The organism is Pseudoalteromonas sp. MB41, assembly GCF_020966275.1.
Classification (GTDB): Bacteria; Pseudomonadota; Gammaproteobacteria; order Enterobacterales; family Alteromonadaceae; genus Pseudoalteromonas; species Pseudoalteromonas lipolytica.
In genome coordinates this window covers 13,125-30,747 of the sequence record NZ_JAJJZF010000012.1, presented here as the reverse complement: position 1 = coordinate 30,747, position 17,623 = coordinate 13,125, and the positions used below count along the sequence as shown (strand labels likewise).

The window sequence follows — 17,623 nt, the reverse complement described above, 5'->3', positions numbered from 1 at the left end:
TTTAAATAACATCAACACCGATTAGGCTAATGCTTTTACTTCATCCCATAAACGAACCACTAATGCTTTATCATCTTCGTTAAGCTCCCCATTACGGTATGCTTTAACCAGGCTCGACTCGACTTGGTTATTAAGCTCGTCGGTTGATAAGTTTAATTCTTCAACTTGCGCATACCCTACCGCCAAATCAAAATGGCCTCGTAAATAGCCACCAGCAAATAACTCATCATCGGTTGCTTTATCAACTAAATCATCAAAATATTGCTGCGCTGCATCAATATAATTTACTAAACTCATGGTTATCTCTCCTCTGGGTGCAGCCCATCTTGATGACCTACTGCATACATTATATGGTCATTAAAACCTGTGGTTACTCGAATATAACCACTTAATTCATCGTCTAACTCACTGTCGCCAGTATCGGCAATCAATGGGCGGCCATTCAAGGCCTGTAATTTTGTTTTGGTTGCGACCACAATAATATTATCGCGACCGATAGCACGAATAAGTGCTGGACTGAGCTGTTGATTTCCACGACCAAAAATATGGCCCTGACCACCGATCAGGGTGATCACTAATTTAGTCGGTTTACCGTGTGTTAGATCCAGTAATTGCTGTGCAGTTAAATCCTGAGCAATCAGCGCTTGGTCTGCCACTAAATCAACACCGAGTAAGGTATTCTCTAGGCCCATTTCTTCCATAATGGCAGCAACTGTTGAGCCACTGCCCATGACGTATAAAGTCTCTTCATCCATGTCAGACACCACATAAGCTGCAATATCAGCAAGCACTAACTCGTCGGTTTCTTTACCACCATTTTTAACCGCTTGCACGTAACGTACTTCGCTCGGCACTTGCATTTCACCATACCGTTTTGCTTTTACGGTGCCTTCGCGAAATGCGGCTTCGTCGATATCCATCACGTCTGCATCGCCTAAGCTCACCAACTCACCTTTTACAAGCATTTCAACCACTCGGCCCGCAGCTTTTGGGGTAATAGCATACACACCTGAATGAATTTTACAGCCTGCGGGAATGCCCAACACAGGTGTAGTGTCGCCAACAGCATGACAAATATTTCGGGCTGTTCCGTCACCGCCTGCAAATAAAATAAGGTCTACGCCTTGTTCTACGAGACGCTTTGCAGCTTGCTCGGTGTCATCCGGCGTCGTAACGTCGCCACTGTGATAAATAACCTGGGTATTAAAGCCTAATTGGGTGGCTGTTCGCTCCCCCATTTCACCATTAACGGTGTATATAATGAGCGAGTCTTGATACGCAAGTAATACTTCAAGTGCTGCACGGGTGCGTAAATTTGCTTTGGGTTCTGCGCCGAGTGCCATGGCTTTCGCTGCTGTATCAGCACCATCACTGCCTTTAAGAGCTACACTGCCACCAAGCCCTGCAACAGGGTTTACAATTAAACCTAACTTAAACTGCATCAGATAACTCTCCTGGATGTTGCCATACAAATTGTGCACTTGTCAGTGGCCACGGGGTCTTATAAAAATCACTGAGTGCTTTTAGTAGTGCGTAAGTTCGTTGATTAAAACCAGACGCTAGTAAACTTAATAGGTGCTGGTGAACACGCTGCTGAAAAGCAAAACGACACGTTTGTTCGCCATTTAAATTATCGACCGAAACATTAAAGTCAAAGCCTGCCGCAGCGCTAAGCGCCCATTCTATTGCTTGGGGTTTAACTTCTACCGCTTCAAACTCAGCTTGCTGATGTTTATCACGACCATCAGGACAATACCAATAGCCATAATCTTCCAGTAAGCGGCGTTTTTCACCTGCCACCAGCCAATGGGCAATTTCGTGGAGTGCACTGGCGTAAAAACCATGCGCAAAGACAATTTGATGATAAGTCGTTTGCTCATCTGCAGGCAGGTAAATAGGCTCGTCAGCACCTTTAATTAAGCGCGTGTTATGGCTTTGATAAAAAGTGCTGTCAAAAATAGCGATTAAATCGGCAATCTGATGCATACTGGCTTACATTCATCTCGTTAAAAGCGTTACAACAACGCACCAAAAACGAGGCGAATTGTACGGACTTTTCAGCCTAAAGTAAAAACAACCCCTCTCGGTTAGAGGTATTTTGCGATATCGACGTTATCTATTTGTTCAGGGCTCAAATAGCGTTTTGCGTATTCAAGGTAAATGCCTGAACTTAAAAACAGTTTAAATACGTCACGATCAATATGATCGTCATCGACCATTTTAGCTAAAATATCAATAGCAACACTCAATGGTTTGGCCTTTTTATATGGCCTATCTGCTGCAGTGAGTGCTTCAAAAATATCAGCAAGTACTAACACTCGTTCAGGTATCGATAAGTCATCCGCTGATAATTTACGCGGATACCCCGTGCCTTTTAAGGTTTCGTGGTGGGTCGATGCATAGCGCGGCACACGGGCTAGCTCTTCAGGGAATGGCACATTATTAAGCATACGAATCGTGCTGATAACGTGTTCATTAATTTTAAATCGGTCTTCTGCGGTAAGTGTTCCACTTCTAATTTGTAAGTTATATAACTCACCTAAATTATACTTGTATTCAGGAACCGACATTTTTATACCTAAATTAGCATCGTATTCCACAGCCTTGTGGTGCGTAATTAGGTCACTGGGTTTATCACTTAACAGCGTTTCTTCAACAGGTAAAGATTGCCCCTTTAAATCTGCAAAGCGCATTTCTTCTAGAGGCGATAAACCAAGCGTTGCATCGAAATGCCGATGCCACTTAATACACGCAACGTCTTTTAAGCGTGCAAGCTGCTCATCATCCATAAATTCACTTCCCACATTGCAAGTAGCAATGAAAGCAAAGTCAGCATGTAATTTGTCTGTTTCAGCGTCTAACTGCTGTTGCAGTGTCTCCTCGTGTGTTGGGTTTTCAAGCAGCTTTTCGTAGTAGTTTATTTTAGCGTCGCGCAGCAACACTTCAAAACGTGTACGGATTTCATGAATACGATTATAAATGGTTTCTAGTTTGGTGCCTTTGTCTACAATGTGTTCTGGCGTGGTAATTTTACCACAGTCATGTAACCACGCTGCCAGTCTAAACTCACGTTTTTCATCTTCGTTTTCAAATGCAAACTCTGCAAAGGCGGGATCTGTTGAATCAGATGCAGCATTTGCAAGCCAAATGCCAAGCTCAGGGACACGTTCGCAATGCCCTGCTGTATAAGGTGATTTATCATCAATCGCTTGGGCTATAAGTTCAACAAACGATTCCATGAGTGCTTTTTGTGAGTTTTCGTGTTTCTCTATAGAGCGGCTCATATCAACCATTGAATTGGCTAAATAATGAATTTCGAGAATGCTACTTGACAGAGTAGACACATTTTTATACTCGCGCTGCTGAATTTTTTTGTTCTCACCAACAAGCTTTAAAATTGGATTCACAATTGATGATGCAAAAAACCACGATATTGGCAGTAGCAGTAATAAACATAAACTCGTTATTAAAATAGAAATCCGAATTTTCTCGCGAATGACCGCAAGTACATCTTCTTTTGCTACCAATACAGTGAAGAAATCGTCATTGTCAGCTTGCATGTCACCGCTTAATGGTAAGGGCACGACAAACATGTATTTTTCTATCCCATTTTCATGTACATCCAGCATTTTGCCAAACTGATGACGCTTATTTGCAAGGCCTGTTTTTTTGTCATCAAGCTTAATAAGCGCTGATAAATCATCAAAGGTATGCTGATGGCTTTGCGTTCTACTGCTGGCAATAATGTCACCACTGCCCTGATAGACATACATTTCGGCGGAAACCAAAAACTGCATTTTAGTCTGTTGCTCAGTTAAATACGCACTTAAACTCGAACTTGCTATATCCACCGCAAGCACATCGCCGGTATCATCTGACTTAATCGAATAGGTATAACCCGGTACGTGGTAAACATTAAACATGTACGGTTCAGATTTGGTAACAACCCCACTTTCTGCGTCTTGAAACCATATTCGCGTTCGTGGATCAAAATCGGTTTGTTGTTCTTCTGCTTTACGGACTGTCAGTTGTGAGTCTAAAAATAACATCGACTTACGACGCTCTTCACCTTCCCCCGATACTTTAATGACCAGCCATTTATACTCATCTTTTATATTCAAGCTGGCGGGTAAATTTGCATACCCTTTTAGATTAATAACTTGGAGAAAATCACCATTCGCACGCCCTAAAATAAGTGAATAAAAATCTGTGTGGCGACTAAGCACCTCTATGAGTACATTTCGAAAAATCTCATAGTTACCTTGGCTTTGTGAAAATAGGCGTGTGTCATGAACCATCACGCTGAGGGTGTTATCTGCACGCTGATTTATACGTGTGATATGATCAGCAATCTGCTGGCTTGTTTGCTTAAATTGCTGAGCTTTGGTGTGCAATACTAACTTTTCGCTGAAGTAATAATGCAAGCTAATCGCCACAATTCCCGTTAAAAGACTGGCAAGCGCAAAGACTAAGAGAACACTCGCTCTAATTGATATTTTATAGCCTTTTTTATGGCGTGATAGCATTATGCATCTCCTTGCATGCTCTCTTTATTGAATGAATATAAGAAAAAAGAAGTACAGATAATATATACAAGTATCTTTGGATAATTACAATTTATTGACTAAATTAAACGCACCTTGGTATCGATTAAATTTTAATAACCAATTGATTTCTTCCGCCTTCCTTAGCTTGATACAAAGCCAAATCAGCTCGTGATATCACTGATTTTTGCTGCTCCTCACGCATGATGGTCAGACCAAAACTTGCTTGTATCGATAAAGAGCAACTACCTAATTTAAACTCCTCGGCATTTAACCTTGCTATCATGCCGTTTATAAGCGCAGTGGCATCTTTTAATGAACAAAGCGGCAGTACAATGACAAACTCTTCACCACCAAATCGATAGACATCATCAGCACTGCGCAGAGAGTTCGTTAAAAAAGTCGAAAAGTGCTTAAGCACGGTATCCCCCATTTCATGTCCATGGGTATCGTTTACGCGTTTAAAGTAATCAATATCAGCTAAAACGACACACACATGTTTCGTTTTATTTTGCTGCTTAATTAATTTTTGATATCCCTCATAATTATTATCAAACGCACGCCGGTTAGGCAGCTGTGTGAGCGCATCTTTAAATGCCTGTCTTTTCATTTCATCTGCAAGTTGACTTAGCTGAGTGTTACGAACAAAAAGCTGCCGACGCATTAAATGCTCATGAGCCGACATAACGACCCCTGCAAAATTAGCGGATACATGTGCCAACCCAACCATATAAAAAGTATGGCTACTTACATCTTTATTAAAATAAATAACGGTAATTGCAAATGCACTGTAAGACACACCGATTAAGGTGGCATTCTTTAATGACAATAAAGTAGAGAAATACATAGTGATCAAAATAATCACATCAAAAAACATATGCAGGACATAATGGCGCTCAAAGGTGAACACCATAAATTGCATACTAAAAAATAAGAATGTCATAAACGCAGCCACCGCCTGCGATAATTGCTGTGGCGTCCGGATATAGCACACCCCAAGTGCAGTGATCACACAAACTGCAACAGAAATAGTCCGGCTAAATAATGCAATACCGGGCCAAAAGCTGGGTTGAATTATCATTTTATCGGAATAGGTCACCAGCATAATCATAATGGCGGTGATACAGGCAAGAAACTGTGCAGTTTTTTTATCTTGCTCAAGCTTACTTTGAGTAAATGCTTGCTCAACTTGCATAGAGTTGAACCGACAAAAGTAGCGTGCAATTGACATATCTTGATTTAATAACTTTGCACCGAATGTGCTCATAATTATATACCTACGCAGGAACGGAAAAAGGCGAGTAATGAGGTGTTTAAATAAAGAGCAACCGTTCCATTATAGAGTGAAGAGCTTACAATTAAACTCGTTCTTTTGTATATAAATTACACACATGCACCAACACAAAGTTGCGAAAATGGCACAAAGCATAAAATTATCGCTTTGTGCGCGGTGATTAAATAATATCCTCTCCTGCCTCATCACTTGTAACAATATCTGTTTCTTGCAGTGCATGTGCAATCCAATTATTCAAAACAGGACACGATAGTACCTGGTCACAATAAGCTTGTGCAGGGCTTGATAATGTTACTTGGTAAGTTTTAAAGCGCAGTACCACGGGCGCAAACATCGCATCAACAATTGAAAACTCACCATACAGCCATGTATTGGACGACGATTGTGGTCGCATCGAAAATATCTCATCAATGCGCGCAATGTCTTTCTTTGCGTGTTCTGACAGCTCAACATGTCTTTTAGCTCGAATATTCATGGGCATTTCATTTCTGAGTGCGAGAAAGCCACTATGCATTTCTGCAGCCACACTTCTTGCGTGAGCTCTTTTATTTAAGTTTTCAGGCCATGCTCTGCCATTTAGATAAGCATCGTTGATGTATTCACAAATCGCGAGTGAATCCCACACTGCTAAATCACCGTCGATTAATGCAGGGACTTTTTGTACAGGAAATTTCGTTTTTAATCTGTCATAAAAGTCTGGGGTATCTAAAACAAGTTGCTGCTCGGTAAATGATATATTGAATTTACTTAATAAATACCACGTTCTTAATGACCAACTCGAATAATTTTTATTACCAATAAATAATTGCATTTTTCATCCCTTAACGATTAGATTAATACCACTATAGAGCAGCAAAAGGCGAATTACTCGCCAATTGTTTTTATACAACCCATAAGAGAAACTGATACATCATGGATATTGATGCCTTACGAACTTTTTGTGCTTTTGTAGACACGGGCAGTTTTACCCGCGCAGCCGCACAGATTTGCCGAACCCAATCTGCGGTAAGTATGCAGATGAAAAAACTAGAACAAGACACAGGGAGTTCTTTATTTGAGAAGCAAGGACGACAGTTAGTGCTTACCCAACAAGGTCATCAATTAGCAAGTTATGCAAAGCAGTTAATCAATCTTCACGATGAGGCCTTTAAGCAACTTCAAGCAGGCACTGGAAACCGTCGAATTCGTATTGGCTGCCCTGATGATTACGCCCATTCAATTTTACCGCGACTCGTGAATTCACTGCGCATGTTAAATACTGCGCTGGATATACAAATTAGCTGCGCACCTAGCAGTGAATTAAGGGCTAAGCTTGACCAAGGTCAACTTGATTTAGTGATTGCGACCCGTTCACCAAACTCAGAGGAAGGTTACCTAATACAATCAAGCCAAGGAGTGTGGGTGAAAAGTCCGTCTTTTAAATTAAACCCTGCAACCCCCTTGCCACTGGCCTTATTTCAACGCGACTGTAAATTTCACCAAGCCAGCATCGAAGGTCTACTGAAAGCAGAGCGACACTTTAATATTATCGCCTGCTGCGGCTCTGTGGGGGCTTTACATGGTTTAATTGAGCAAAATCTCGCAATAGGGAGCATGGCACGCATTAGTATGCAAAAGAGCGTAGAAGAAATTACCGATGAAACACTCCCCCTCTTACCAGTGATTGATATAGTGCTTTTGCATGGTAATCATGCTCATAACCCCGTCAGCCTTGAGCAACTTAAGTCTCTGATAGAACATATTAAAGTAGTTTGACTAATTTGCGCGTACGTTTAGGGTCGGTTAAGTATAAAAACTCATTCAAATCGTGTGACGCATTAATCAGCATATGCTGTTTTGGGGCTGTTAATTGCCAACTTTCGCTATCAGATGAAACTAAATCAATCGTTTGATATTTGATACTATGCGGCTGTTCTAAGGTGATAGCTAATTGCTGCTTTTCAACTGCAATTCCAATAATTTCATCTTGTTGAGACTGCCATATTAACTCAATATCACCGTCAGAATTTACGCGAAAAACTTCATTACTATTTGAAAAATAAATCTGGTCTTTATCATCTAAGTCCATACCGTAGCAACTCAAGCGTTTACCAGAACCAGAAAATGGCGTCAGCGATAGATCATTTAAATCAAATTTAGCTGGGTGAAATGTAACCCCATCTTTTGCGCGGTAAGAGACTAAAATGGATTCTTCATTATGATACATTTCGCGTAAATAAAATGAGTGATGAGGATGTGGAATAGCTTCATAGGTCCCACTGACAATATCAATTTTATATAAGGTATCTTTGCTTGCAGTGAATACTTGCTGACCATTTTTATGCCATACAGTACCAAACAGCTCTTCGTTATCTGGATTTGCGAAGACTAATTTCTGTTTTTCATTTTCATACAAAAATAATTGTTTTAGTCCAAAGCGATGTGACTCAAATACAAATTTTGTTGAATCCGGTGAAAACACTGGCAGAAAGTCAACCGAGGAAGTATCCACCCGCTTTGTAAGTGTATTTGGATCTGTTCGTGTTTGACTGACAATATCAACATCCACATTCACTAATTCCATTAAAATTGACTCAGCAGATGAAGTGTACTGGGCATCGCGAATTATTTGATAATTATTAAACGGAATAAGCTGCAGCTCACCTTCAAGATCTAAACTTATAAGTTGGTTACGTTGGCTTATTAATAACGCTTGATTGTTTGGATGCCAACTCAAACCTTGAATACCGTTTTCTATTACTGCAATGGTTTTCACTGTATTACTAGCAAGCTCAAGCACATCGATACGGTATTTATTTTGTCCTGCTTCAAAACCTAACGCGACTTTACTACCATCATTTGATAACGCATGAACAAGTAACCAATCTTGCTCAGAAGCCGCTAGTAATCGCTTTTTTTGTTTACTGTTTATATCCAGTGAAACCAGTTGGGTGTCATTACTTTGTTTATTTTTCTCGATAAAATAGAGTACTTCTCCAGCTCCCCAATAAATATGATGGCTCGTCAGTGTCGTCTCGGTAAAGCGATTGACAGTCGTTTTCTCACGTGCCACAAATGACGATAAATCAAGCGATAAAGTTTGGAGTGACTGATTATGCTCACTCGCTTCGACAAACGCCAACGCATTGTCTTGTGAAGACCACCCTAAGGCAAAATAACTTGCAGCAAACTTCGTGAGCCTAGCTTCTCGACCTGTGGCTAATTCCTTTAACCAGATATGTTGGTTGCCTTTATCACCTCGAACAAAGGCTAAGTGGTTACCATTATGCGATAAAGATAAATTAGATTCATTCAGTTCGCTTGACGTCAGTGGCATTAATTGACTAAAACTTGGATGCGCTTGCTTATCAGCAATCATTTGCCAAACTACAACGCCTGTAAAAACGAGTACCACGAGTAGCAACGGCAACCATTGCGTTTTTGCTTTAGTTGCTTTAGTTGATTGGCTCAATTCAACCTGCTCCAAGCTATAACCCCGTTTTGGATGAGTAATTATAAATTGAGGGTTCTTGGCATCTTCTTTTAAGGCTTTTCGTAATAACGCAATACAACGCTGTACTGAGCTTGGATTAAATATTGAATTAGGCCAAACCGCAGCGAAGATCATTTCTTGGCTTACGACCTTCCCCTGATGAATATAAAGGGTATGTAATACATCCATGACTTTGGGCTCGACAACTTGCTCATATTCTTGCGATGAAATTAAACATCTGCTTTCATCAATCACAAATTTACCGATTCGATAACTCGCCACTTACTGCTCCAATAAATATTGACGAATCAAAGGTTAAGGTTTTCTTAAGAGAAACTCAAGCATTACTCCATTGTGGCTTTACTCAAACTCGTAGATTGTTTTTTCATCTTTCAATAGGTAACAAAAACAATGTATAAACTTTTATCAATCGCCACTATTTTCATCAGTGCTTTTTTACTTTTTCAAATTCAGCCTCTGCTCTCAAAGCAACTTTTACCTCACTTTGGTGGAGGTGCCTCTGTCTGGTCAGCCAGCTTAGTGTTTTATCAAACAATGCTATTGCTTGGTTATTTTTATGCACACTATATCAGTCGGTACACGATTACATTACAAGTAGTTACTCACCTGTTATTGGTTATCATTGCAACACTGGTTATTTACTTACAAAACGAAATTTTTCACTTCACTGATTGGCCTCCAACTCTCGCTGTATTTGTGCATTTATTGCGAGAAATAGGCCCTATTTTTATGCTACTTAGCGCAACCAGTGTGCTTTTACAGCGTTGGTATATCCAAGTCTTTGCAAGACATGTTCCGTACCATTGGTATTCTATTTCAAACCTAGGCTCTTTAATGGCGTTAATGAGTTACCCATTTATATTTGAATTACTGTTTTCGCTAGAGCAGCAAAAGTCATATTGGCTTTTTGGGCTACTCTGCTACTGTGCCTTATTACTATTAATAATGGCGTTTTTGCTAAAAAAAGACCTTAAAGTAGCCCGAAAACCTCAGTTAGCGAATAGTGCAAAGCTATCACAAGGAAAATCAATCTGGATTATTTTGAGTGCCTTAAGTACCGCGATGTTAGTGTCAACAACACATATGATCAGTACTAATATTCCACCAATGCCATTACTTTGGTCCTTGCCACTGGTGATTTACCTACTCACTTTTAGTTATACGTTTGCCAATAAAGTAAATTATCAGCGTTATGTGTGGGCGTATACGTTTGTATTTGCAGTGTTTGCTGGACTGTTAATGTTTTATTTTGGCAGCCAATTTAGCGCACTAGCTCAACTCATTATGTATTGCGCTATCTTATTAACCGCCTGCATGGTGTGTCATGGTGAACTAAGAAGTACAGCCCCTGATAACGCTCAATTAACCACTTTTTACTTTTATATTGCCCTAGGAGGTGTGCTAGGTTCACTTAGCAGTACCATGATTGCTCCTTTACTTTTCGTGCAACTTGATGAGTATCTACTGGGGTTAGCTGTTATTTTTAGCTTTATTTGCTATTGCCAATTTAAAACCCAAACAGGTAATAAACACATTAAGTACACCCTCGTTGCAACCGCTGTTGTATGGCTCTCATGCTATTGTTTCTTAGCCGTAAACTTTAATCAGTATAATGTTGCTACGAGCCGCAATTTTTACGGTTACCTCACAGTAAAAGATATTAATACCAATACAATAAAAGAAAGGCGCTTAATAGATGGCACAACCATCCATGGCGCAGAGCCACTTGATAATAATCAATTCCTTGGTCAAAGTTATTATCATCAACATACGGGTGTTGCTAAATCTCTCACGATTTTAAAACAACAGGGCGCATTAAACATAGGTGTCATTGGTTTAGGAGCTGGTGTACTCGCAAAGTTTGTGGGTCAAGGTGACCGCCTCCATTTTTTTGAACTCAATCCTGCAGTGCATGACATGGCAAAGAATTATTTTTCTTATTTAAATAGCAGTAAAGCCAATGTGAGAGTAACCATAGGTGATGGTCGAATTGCGCTTCAAAAAAATCATCAAGAAACATTTGATGTGTTAATCATTGATGCTTTTTCAAGTGATGTTATTCCCGCGCACTTACTCACTCGAGAAGCTATGTCGCTCTATTGGCAAAGACTCAATGAAAATGGCGTGCTGATCGTGCATATTTCCAATAACCACATCGATTTATTGCCCGTATTACAAGCACACAGCCAGCATTTTGATAAAACGTTAATAAAGTACAGTTATCAAGGGCGTGGCTTAAAATCTCTGGGCTCTGACTGGGTGGTATTAACCAGTAATCACACTTTTTTAAATGATGTTTCTATTAGTGACTTATCGCCTATAAAGCACTACGGGAATTATCAACTTGCAGAATGGACTGATCAAAAAAACAGCTTGTTGCCTCTGTTAAAATTTTAAATTAAAACACAAAAAAGCGCGATGGCTTGAAAGCTATCGCGCTCATTACTTTTTCTAAATAGATACTTTTAGATTGAGCCTTTGATTGGCCCATGCTCGTGGCTAACATGGGGGTTTTGGCCACGCTGGCGTAATAAATGGTCCATTAAGGTAATCGCCATCATCGCCTCGGCGATGGGGATTGCACGAATACCCACACACGGGTCGTGACGACCTTTGGTGATCATTTCAACGGCTTCGTTGCTGGTATTTATACTGTTACCCGGAATCGTAATGCTTGACGTTGGTTTTAGCGCGATAGACGCAATAATATCTTGTCCTGTCGAGATACCCGCAAGCACTCCCCCCGCGTGATTTGATGTAAAACCATCTGGGGTCAGCTCATCACGGTGCTCTGAGCCTTTTTGCTCAACGACATCAAAGCCATCACCAATCTCAACACCTTTTACCGCGTTGATGCTCATAAGTGAGTGCGCAAGCTCAGCATCAAGACGATCAAATACTGGCTCACCTAAGCCAACAGGCACATTCTTAGCGACTACTTTCACTTTAGCGCCTACCGAATCACCCTGCTTTTTAAGCTCACGCATGTACTCATCAAGCGCGTCTAATTTACTGGTATCGGGGAAGAAAAACGCATTGTTTTCTACTTCATCCCAGTTATAGTTTTCGGCTTTAATAGGCCCAAGCTGACTTAAACATGCACGTACTTCAATACCATGAAATTGCTTTAAATATTTTTTAGCAATCGCTCCTGCCGCCACACGAATCGCGGTTTCTCGAGCTGATGAGCGACCACCGCCACGATAATCGCGGATACCGTATTTATGCCAGTAGGTGTAATCACCATGACCTGGGCGAAATACGTCAGCGATTTTACCGTAGTCTTTTGAACGTTGATCGGTGTTTTCAATCAGTAAACCAATACTTGTGCCTGTGGTTTTACCTTCAAATACACCTGAAAGAATTTTGACTTCGTCACTTTCACGGCGCTGTGTTGTATAACGACTTTGCCCTGGTTTACGACGATCTAAGTCAATTTGTAAATCGGCCTCACTAATTTCAAGGCCTGCTGGTGTGCCATCAACAACGCCGCCTAATGCAACGCCGTGGCTCTCACCAAAGGTGGACACCTTAAATAACTGCCCTATGCTATTACCTGCCATTAACTTTCCTCATTCCTGGCTACTGAGACCGAGCCCTAAGGCTCGGCTTTTAAATTCGCTATTAATCGGCGAAATAATTAACAAGCTGTTGTTTGCTTATCACAAATACGCCTAAGCCACCTTGTTCGAATTCAATCCATTCAAACGGCGCGCCTGGGTACAGTGCATCCATATGTACCATAGAGTTACCAACTTCGACAAATAACAAACCGTTATCAGTTAGATGCTCTGCTGCTTCAGCTAAAATGGTACGAGTGACGTCAAGTCCATCATGGCCCGATGCTAAACCAAGCTCTGGCTCATGGTGGAATTCGCGCGGTAAGTCGGCCATGTCTTCAGCATCAACATAAGGCGGGTTAGCAACGATCAGGTCATATTTTTGTCCTGGCACACCGCTAAATACGTCTGACTGAATAGGTAATACACGCTCATTAAGCATGTAATCACTAATATTAATATCAGCAACTTCTAAGGCTTCATACGAAATATCGACTGCATCAACTTGCGCGTCTTCAAAAGCTTGTGCAAGCGCAATGGCGATACATGCAGAGCCTGTGCATAAATCAAGAATGCGGGTTACCGACTCAGGCTCTTCAAGCCAAGGAGCAAACCGGTTGTTAATTAGCTCAGCAAAAGGTGAACGCGGAATCAATACACGCTCATCAACATAAAATGGCATGCCGGCAAACCAGGCAATATTTGTTAAATAAGGCACTGGCGTGCAATCGTTAATACGTTCAGCGATTAATGCTGCTAAACGATTTTTTTCAGTGCTCGTTAAACGCGCATGCATTAGCTCTTTAGGTGCATCAACAGGTAAACTTAGTGCTGGTAGCAATAAGCTGACCGCTTCATCCCATGCGTTATCTGTGCCGTGGCCAAAGAAAATACCACTGCTCGCGAATTGACTGGTTGTCCAACGTAACCAATCGTGCAACGTTGAAAGTTCAGCAATTGCCTCGTCTAAAATTGCGTCTTCTATTTGGAAATGGTTCATGTATGTTCCTTAACTTTCAAAGTCTGTTCTGACGCGTATTGTACCGTCTTTTCAATTGCTTTTTACTCGATTTTTAGCGTTTTTTTGTTTAGACTGCCGCCATGAAAAAAGATCCCCACGACAACAATCACATCAGCACTGACGATATAGACTTATTTCGTCAGAGTATCAGTGGTGCCAAAGCATTTAAACAAGACACTATCCGATTTACTAACAAGCCTAAAGTGTCACAAGCGAAGCAATTTTCCCAGCAAAAAAAGCAACATCAGTCAGAATTTTTCTTTTCAGACGAATATGTGCCAGATATTGATACGCACGGCACTGTAAGCTATGTCAAACCAGGGCATGATTCCTACTTGGCAAAACAACTGCGTCGTGGTGACTACGTACCTGAGCTAACCCTTGATTTACATGGGTTAAATAAAGAACTTGCCAAAGATGAGCTTGCAGGACTGATTCACGAATGTAAAAAACAACATTACTACTGCGCGTGTATCGTGCATGGGATTGGTGAGCGTATTTTAAAACACAAAGTACCGCAGTATTTAGTGCAACATCCCGATGTTATTGCTATGCACCAAGCCCCGCTTGAATTTGGCGGTAAAGGCGCAGTACTTATTTTAATTAACCTTCCGCAAAGTGACGAATTCCGACGTTAACGTCACTTTAATAAGGCCACAAGTGCATATTTTTTCGATCATCTTTCCACTGATTTTTATCGTGCTAAGTGGCTACATTAGTAGTCGTAGCCGATTTTTATCGAAAGAACACATCGCAGGCCTCAGTAAATTTACTTTTTATATTAGCGTTCCGGCATTTTTATTTGTCAATATGGCGCAAGCAGATTTACATAGTAGCGTTAGTATTGCTGGATTTTTAAGCTTTTATATTCCGGTATTAGCAATCTACGCACTCGGGTATTTACTTGATCGCTATGTAATTTATAAGCAATCAGCCGCATCTCGCCATGCCGTGTTTGCGCTGGGTAGTAGCTACTCTAATACCGTACTAGTCGGGCTACCAATTATTATCGCCGCACTTGGGCAGCAAATGGTTGGGATTGTGTTTATGATCATTACCTTTCACAGCGCTTTACTGTTTACACTGACTTTTCTATTGAGTGCAAAATCGCAGCAAACCTTTTCATGGCGAGCCTTCGCGAAAAATATGTTACTGAATCCTGTGGTTCTAAGTATAAGCAGCGGCCTTGCGATTAACTTATTGGGTGTAACGCTTTATCACGATTTGGTGAATGGTTTGAGCTTACTTGCCAAGCCAGCTATTGCCTGCGCACTGTTTGTGTTAGGCGCAAATTTAGCGTTTTATAAGGTGGCAGATAACTGGCAAGCATCCCTTATCGCAACCATCATTAAGCTCGTAGTCTTACCATGTAGTGTGTACTTTTTTGCAACTCAGGTTTTCAACCTTGAACACTCTTTGATGACTGTACTGGTATTGCTCAGTGCGTCGCCATTAGGAGTGAATGCGTATTTAATAGCTAACCAAATAAAACAACATCAAGCAACGCTCGCAAGTGCTGTCGTCATATCAACCACACTGAGCGTTATAAGTTTTACTGTTTGGTTAAGCATTTTACTTTAAGTCTTACAGCCCACCAGATACATCCACAAAACTGCCTGTGGTAAACGATGCATGCTCTGAGGCCAAAAAATAAATGGCTTTGGCGACCTCATCAGCCTCACCGCCTCGCCCGAGTGGTAATTTACTTTTTAAGCGGTCTACGCGATTAGCTTCACCACCATCACGGTGCATGTCGGTATAAATTAAGCCGGGCCTTACAGCATTAACACGAATTCCCATACTGGCGATTTCTTTTGCAAGGCCTATGGTAAAGGTATCAAGTGCGCCTTTTGAGGCAGCATAATCTAAATACTCATTCGCTGAACCTGTCCGTGAAGCCCCCGATGACACATTAACAATACTGCCTTTGTGCATTCGCTTTATAGCTTCTCGCGCACATAAAAATGCCCCTGTCACATTACAGCTCAAAATAGCATTAATACGCGCCGCGTCCATTTCTAAAAGTGACATTTGTGGCTTCATCATCGCAGCATTGTTAACCAGTATATCTAAGCGTGACACCGTGCTATCAAGTGCAGCAAACATAGCCATTACTTGTTGCTCATCTGCCTGAAAGGTGTGCGCTTTAACCCCTTGCTTTTCGATTTCTTTGGCAACTTGTTCGGCGCTTTGTTGGTCTGATTTATAGTTAATGCACACATCATAGCCATGCTTGGCAAATAGTTTAGCTGTTGCTGCGCCAATACCACGCCCACCACCAGTAATAAGCACAACGGGATTTGAACTCATGATGACTCCTTAAAAACTAACTGAAATTGCTCGCACACTAAGGGCATCTCAGGATGACGTGAATAAGCTGTGCCGTGTAATTCTCGCTGGTAGTATGGCCAATGCACTTGTTGCCAATAACGAAGACTTTTATCGCCCTCGCCTTCTAACGCGGCATACGCTTCGGTAATTTGATTATAAGGGGTGATAACAACAGAGGTGGTTTCAATAATGCCAAGCGGCCGCCCTTGCCAGTTCGTAAAAATAGCCAAGTCACCAACCCAAGGGAGCGCCTCGTTATTAGCTTCAAACCAATACAGTGATGAGGTGGTCGCTCGCTTGACTCCTTGCAGAACAAGGTCAGCGCATTCATTGGCATCCACCTCATTATCGCAAAAATGCCAAGCAGGCAAAGTACTAATTTGACGAGATGACTGCTGGTTAAAATCAGCAATCATCTTGTTAATTCGTTGCTCGTTACTTAACGGCTGCAACAACTGAAATCTCAACAAGTAGCGCGTCACGCGCCATTTTAGCTTCAACACAGGCACGCGCGGGGGCATGGCCTTCAGGTACCCATGCATCCCACACTGCATTCATATCGGCAAAGTATTCCATGCTTTTAAGATAGAGGGTGGCGCTTAACATATGCTCTTTGCTGCTACCGGCTTCAATTAGCAGAGTTTCAACTTTATCGAGCATAGTTTGCGTTTGTTCAGCAATGCCTTTTTCTGCATCAGCGCACACCTGCCCACATAAGTACACCGTGCCGTTATGCTTAACGATGCGGCTCATTCGCGCACCTGTTTGTAATCGTTCAATTGTCATAGTATGTATTAAATAGTTAACAGTGACAGTAATTTAACAGACATACTGCTATATTTCGACGTTATTTGGCGAGTGAATACTTAAGTAGTGGCTTCGCTGTTTCGTTTCATCATATTCAATGACTGCTACAGCACCCGTATTAAAAATAGGCATATTACCAGGGCTCAATTGATCAACTAAATAACTCACGATCGGCATATGAGCGACGACTAGCCAAGTATTACACTGTGGATGCATCGCGATTAACGTTTCTAAATAATCAGTAGCCACTTGTGGTACACCGTCGGGAGTAATGTCGCGACACGTTTCTTTGTAGAGTAACGGAATATTGTGTGTTGCATTCTCAGCCGTTTGCTGGGCACGTAAGTACGGACTTACCAACAAAGCGTCTGGTTTATAATGACATGCTAACCACTTCCCCATCCTACTGGCTTCTTGTTGACCCGTTGGCGTCAATTGTCTTGCTGCATCATCTGCTTGCATAGGCGTTGCTTCGCCATGGCGCATGATTAAGATTGTTTTCATAAAAAATCAACCAATTAAAGAATATAAAACAGTAGCCAGTTTGCTTGATTGTTAGCTATATTAGAATAT

Annotated in this window: 17 protein-coding genes; 4 read left to right on the top strand and 13 right to left on the bottom strand. The window is 41.3% G+C overall.

All coding sequences use genetic code 11. The features are described from left to right. Positions 1-21: 21 nt before the first annotated feature. The 6 genes from LPA49_RS12670 to LPA49_RS12645 all read right to left on the bottom strand — a co-directional run bounded on the left by LPA49_RS12670 (position 22) and on the right by LPA49_RS12645 (position 6,649). Positions 22-297 carry a YfcL family protein gene (locus LPA49_RS12670; protein WP_036969913.1) on the bottom strand — a complete coding sequence of 92 codons (276 nt, stop codon included), beginning with the start codon at positions 295-297 and terminating at the stop codon, positions 22-24. Between the two features lie 2 nt (positions 298-299). Further along, entirely contained in the window at positions 300-1,442 is a 1,143-nt protein-coding gene (locus LPA49_RS12665; RefSeq protein ID WP_230236685.1) for an ATP-NAD kinase family protein, read from the bottom strand. Then, complete coding sequence (locus tag LPA49_RS12660; RefSeq protein WP_036969921.1) at positions 1,432-1,986, bottom strand: elongation factor P hydroxylase; 555 nt, start codon at positions 1,984-1,986, stop codon at positions 1,432-1,434. The genes LPA49_RS12665 and LPA49_RS12660 overlap by 11 nt, the downstream gene beginning before the upstream one ends. 101 nt (positions 1,987-2,087) lie before the next feature. Further along, complete coding sequence (locus LPA49_RS12655; protein ID WP_230236683.1) at positions 2,088-4,526, bottom strand: HD-GYP domain-containing protein; 2,439 nt, start codon at positions 4,524-4,526, stop codon at positions 2,088-2,090. A 124-nt stretch (positions 4,527-4,650) separates the two neighbouring features. Then, on the bottom strand, positions 4,651-5,811 hold the full coding sequence (locus LPA49_RS12650; protein WP_051501806.1) for a GGDEF domain-containing protein: 1,161 nt from the start codon (positions 5,809-5,811) through the stop codon (positions 4,651-4,653). A gap of 187 nt (positions 5,812-5,998) precedes the next feature. Then, on the bottom strand, positions 5,999-6,649 hold the full coding sequence (locus LPA49_RS12645; RefSeq protein ID WP_075593887.1) for a glutathione S-transferase family protein: 651 nt from the start codon (positions 6,647-6,649) through the stop codon (positions 5,999-6,001). A gap of 101 nt (positions 6,650-6,750) precedes the next feature. On the opposite strand from LPA49_RS12645, the gene LPA49_RS12640 reads away from it, so the two are divergent. Then, complete coding sequence (locus LPA49_RS12640) at positions 6,751-7,593, top strand: LysR family transcriptional regulator (RefSeq protein WP_036969929.1); 843 nt, start codon at positions 6,751-6,753, stop codon at positions 7,591-7,593. Here the strand turns inward: LPA49_RS12640 and LPA49_RS12635 are convergent. Then, positions 7,580-9,592, bottom strand: coding sequence for a winged helix-turn-helix domain-containing protein (locus LPA49_RS12635; RefSeq protein ID WP_036969931.1), 2,013 nt, complete (start codon positions 9,590-9,592; stop codon positions 7,580-7,582). The genes LPA49_RS12640 and LPA49_RS12635 overlap by 14 nt on opposite strands. Positions 9,593-9,721: 129 nt before the next feature. On the opposite strand from LPA49_RS12635, the gene LPA49_RS12630 reads away from it, so the two are divergent. Further along, entirely contained in the window at positions 9,722-11,728 is a 2,007-nt protein-coding gene (locus LPA49_RS12630) for a fused MFS/spermidine synthase (RefSeq protein ID WP_075593886.1), read from the top strand. A gap of 68 nt (positions 11,729-11,796) precedes the next feature. On the opposite strand, the gene aroC is transcribed toward LPA49_RS12630, so the two are convergent. Both aroC and prmB read right to left on the bottom strand, forming a co-directional pair. Then, on the bottom strand, positions 11,797-12,894 hold the full coding sequence (aroC, locus tag LPA49_RS12625) for a chorismate synthase (RefSeq protein WP_036969935.1): 1,098 nt from the start codon (positions 12,892-12,894) through the stop codon (positions 11,797-11,799). A gap of 61 nt (positions 12,895-12,955) precedes the next feature. Continuing rightward, positions 12,956-13,891 (bottom strand): 50S ribosomal protein L3 N(5)-glutamine methyltransferase, encoded by a 936-nt coding sequence (gene prmB / locus LPA49_RS12620; protein WP_065978781.1) that lies wholly within the window; start codon positions 13,889-13,891, stop codon positions 12,956-12,958. Between the two features lie 101 nt (positions 13,892-13,992). On the opposite strand from prmB, the gene smrB reads away from it, so the two are divergent. After that, positions 13,993-14,550 (top strand): endonuclease SmrB, encoded by a 558-nt coding sequence (gene smrB, locus LPA49_RS12615; protein ID WP_036969939.1) that lies wholly within the window; start codon positions 13,993-13,995, stop codon positions 14,548-14,550. A 22-nt stretch (positions 14,551-14,572) separates the two neighbouring features. Next, complete coding sequence (locus tag LPA49_RS12610; protein WP_065978780.1) at positions 14,573-15,493, top strand: AEC family transporter; 921 nt, start codon at positions 14,573-14,575, stop codon at positions 15,491-15,493. Positions 15,494-15,496: 3 nt separating this feature from the next. Here the strand turns inward: LPA49_RS12610 and LPA49_RS12605 are convergent, their stop codons facing one another. Genes LPA49_RS12605 through sixA form a run of 4 tightly spaced genes read right to left on the bottom strand, consistent with a single transcriptional unit; the run spans position 15,497 to position 17,554 of the window. Beyond that, positions 15,497-16,222, bottom strand: coding sequence for an SDR family oxidoreductase (locus LPA49_RS12605; protein WP_230236681.1), 726 nt, complete (start codon positions 16,220-16,222; stop codon positions 15,497-15,499). Further along, positions 16,219-16,659 carry an ASCH domain-containing protein gene (locus tag LPA49_RS12600; RefSeq protein WP_230236679.1) on the bottom strand — a complete coding sequence of 147 codons (441 nt, stop codon included), beginning with the start codon at positions 16,657-16,659 and terminating at the stop codon, positions 16,219-16,221. The genes LPA49_RS12605 and LPA49_RS12600 overlap by 4 nt, the downstream gene beginning before the upstream one ends. Positions 16,660-16,678: 19 nt before the next feature. Further along, the gene (locus LPA49_RS12595) at positions 16,679-17,029 is read right to left on the bottom strand and encodes a RidA family protein (protein WP_065978777.1); all 351 of its coding nucleotides are present in this window, start codon (positions 17,027-17,029) and stop codon (positions 16,679-16,681) included. A 48-nt stretch (positions 17,030-17,077) separates the two neighbouring features. After that, positions 17,078-17,554, bottom strand: a complete 477-nt coding sequence (gene sixA / locus LPA49_RS12590) for a phosphohistidine phosphatase SixA (protein ID WP_036969950.1) — start codon at positions 17,552-17,554, stop codon at positions 17,078-17,080. Positions 17,555-17,623 lie beyond the last annotated feature (69 nt).

Excerpts from the sequence above, each read along its gene's own strand:
- LPA49_RS12660 (WP_036969921.1), bottom strand. The coding sequence starts at position 1,986 with ATGCATCAGATTGCCGATTTAATCGCTATTTTTGACAGCACTTTTTAT.
- LPA49_RS12655 (WP_230236683.1), bottom strand. The coding sequence starts at position 4,526 with ATGCTATCACGCCATAAAAAAGGCTATAAAATATCAATTAGAGCGAGT.
- aroC (WP_036969935.1), bottom strand. The coding sequence starts at position 12,894 with ATGGCAGGTAATAGCATAGGGCAGTTATTTAAGGTGTCCACCTTTGGT.
- LPA49_RS12670 (WP_036969913.1), bottom strand. The coding sequence starts at position 297 with ATGAGTTTAGTAAATTATATTGATGCAGCGCAGCAATATTTTGATGAT.
- LPA49_RS12640 (WP_036969929.1), top strand. The coding sequence starts at position 6,751 with ATGGATATTGATGCCTTACGAACTTTTTGTGCTTTTGTAGACACGGGC.
- LPA49_RS12645 (WP_075593887.1), bottom strand. The coding sequence starts at position 6,649 with ATGCAATTATTTATTGGTAATAAAAATTATTCGAGTTGGTCATTAAGA.
- LPA49_RS12630 (WP_075593886.1), top strand. The coding sequence starts at position 9,722 with ATGTATAAACTTTTATCAATCGCCACTATTTTCATCAGTGCTTTTTTA.
- LPA49_RS12650 (WP_051501806.1), bottom strand. The coding sequence starts at position 5,811 with ATGAGCACATTCGGTGCAAAGTTATTAAATCAAGATATGTCAATTGCA.
- sixA (WP_036969950.1), bottom strand. The coding sequence starts at position 17,554 with ATGAAAACAATCTTAATCATGCGCCATGGCGAAGCAACGCCTATGCAA.
- prmB (WP_065978781.1), bottom strand. The coding sequence starts at position 13,891 with ATGAACCATTTCCAAATAGAAGACGCAATTTTAGACGAGGCAATTGCT.
- LPA49_RS12595 (WP_065978777.1), bottom strand. The coding sequence starts at position 17,029 with ATGACAATTGAACGATTACAAACAGGTGCGCGAATGAGCCGCATCGTT.
- smrB (WP_036969939.1), top strand. The coding sequence starts at position 13,993 with ATGAAAAAAGATCCCCACGACAACAATCACATCAGCACTGACGATATA.
- LPA49_RS12605 (WP_230236681.1), bottom strand. The coding sequence starts at position 16,222 with ATGAGTTCAAATCCCGTTGTGCTTATTACTGGTGGTGGGCGTGGTATT.
- LPA49_RS12665 (WP_230236685.1), bottom strand. The coding sequence starts at position 1,442 with ATGCAGTTTAAGTTAGGTTTAATTGTAAACCCTGTTGCAGGGCTTGGT.
- LPA49_RS12600 (WP_230236679.1), bottom strand. The coding sequence starts at position 16,659 with ATGATTGCTGATTTTAACCAGCAGTCATCTCGTCAAATTAGTACTTTG.